Here is a 1,278-nt window from a genome sequence, read left to right on the forward strand (position 1 = left end):
AGATGTGATTATATTCAAGGGGAGGCGTATAAAGTTACGTCTCTTTTTTGATGTGGTGCTGCGTGCGTTTGAACTGCTGGAAGATGAAGAATTCACCGAAGCGCAAAAATGGTCGCTTTTGGCTTTTGTCTTTGCTGAAAACAAAGAGGACGTTGAAGAGCTTTCACTGGATGAAAAAGTGATATTGGTTAAAGCCATTTTTGACAACTTTATTCATGAACCAGGAGAAACAGCGCAAGACAGTATTCAGCAGCAACCACAAAGCACAAACGAAGATGAACAAAACACCTCAGAAGGCGAACAAAGCACAAGCAAAAAAGATGAGGTTTTTGACTTTGAACAAGACGCGGAGTATATATACGCGTCTTTTTTGTTTGATTACAACCTCGATCTATTCGAACAGCAAGGGAAATTACACTGGCGCAAATTCCAAGCCCTTCTAAAAGGTTTGAGCGAGGACGCTAAATTCTCAAAAGTCATTGAGATTAGAACAATGAAGCTGCCAAAAGAGGGAGAAGAACGCAAACGAATTCAGGAATTAAAGCGGATTTACGCCCTAAATAAAAAGCCAGTTGATGAAGAAGCAGCCATTAAAGAGTTGGACGCCAAGGCGTCAGCCTTCTTCCAAAACCTGCGCGGAAGGGGTGGTAAAAAATGAGTGATGGACGGGTTGTAATAGATGCCATTTTCGATACAGCACCAACCCAGCGCAGCGTACGAACCTTACAGCGGTCTTTAGATGGCTTGAATACTAACCGTTACAATGAACGATTGCGCTTAATGAGCGCCGAAATGAAGGCGGCATATAGAGCCTCAGCGCAGGCCCTTATACCATTCAAAAGGGAGCTTATTGAAACAGAATTCAAGTTTTTCAAACTAGCGCAAAGTATGAAGAACTACACCGGCACAAATGAACAATTTATTGGAGAAGTCCGGCGGCTTGGTCAAGAGCATAAAAAGGCCACAGAAAACATCATGAAAAACAACGAGATCATGAAAGCCGGCTTTATCCAGGGCGTAGGTCAAATGTTAGCCATGAGCGGCCAGAGTGAAAAAATCTCAGATAATTTCAAGAGAATGGGAAACCCACTTTACACCGTCAATAACGGGCTGTTACGGGTAACAGGCAGCCTTGAGAGGATGGCGCGTGAAGGTAACGCATCCGTTTTAGCGTTAAAAATGCTTGGCCCAACGGCGAACATGAAACAGTTAAACGACATGACAAGAATGATCACTCAAGGGCAAATGCGTTTTGCTTCCGTGGCTATTGCGAGCGCT

At 43.7% G+C, this 1,278-nt stretch carries 2 protein-coding genes; both read left to right on the top strand.

Annotated features, from left to right (window positions below; translation table 11 throughout):
* Positions 1–658, top strand: a 658-nt coding sequence (locus ACFQ8E_RS22000) for a Gp15 family bacteriophage protein (protein WP_430552651.1), incomplete at its 5' end; no start/stop codon positions are given.
* Between the two features lie 122 nt (positions 659–780).
* Positions 781–1,278 (top strand): hypothetical protein (locus tag ACFQ8E_RS22005; RefSeq protein ID WP_430552652.1); only part of this gene is annotated, 498 nt, incomplete at its 3' end.

Origin of the sequence: Isoptericola sp. NPDC056573 (assembly GCF_042793335.1) — a bacterium.
Classification (GTDB): Bacteria; Actinomycetota; Actinomycetes; order Actinomycetales; family Cellulomonadaceae; genus Isoptericola.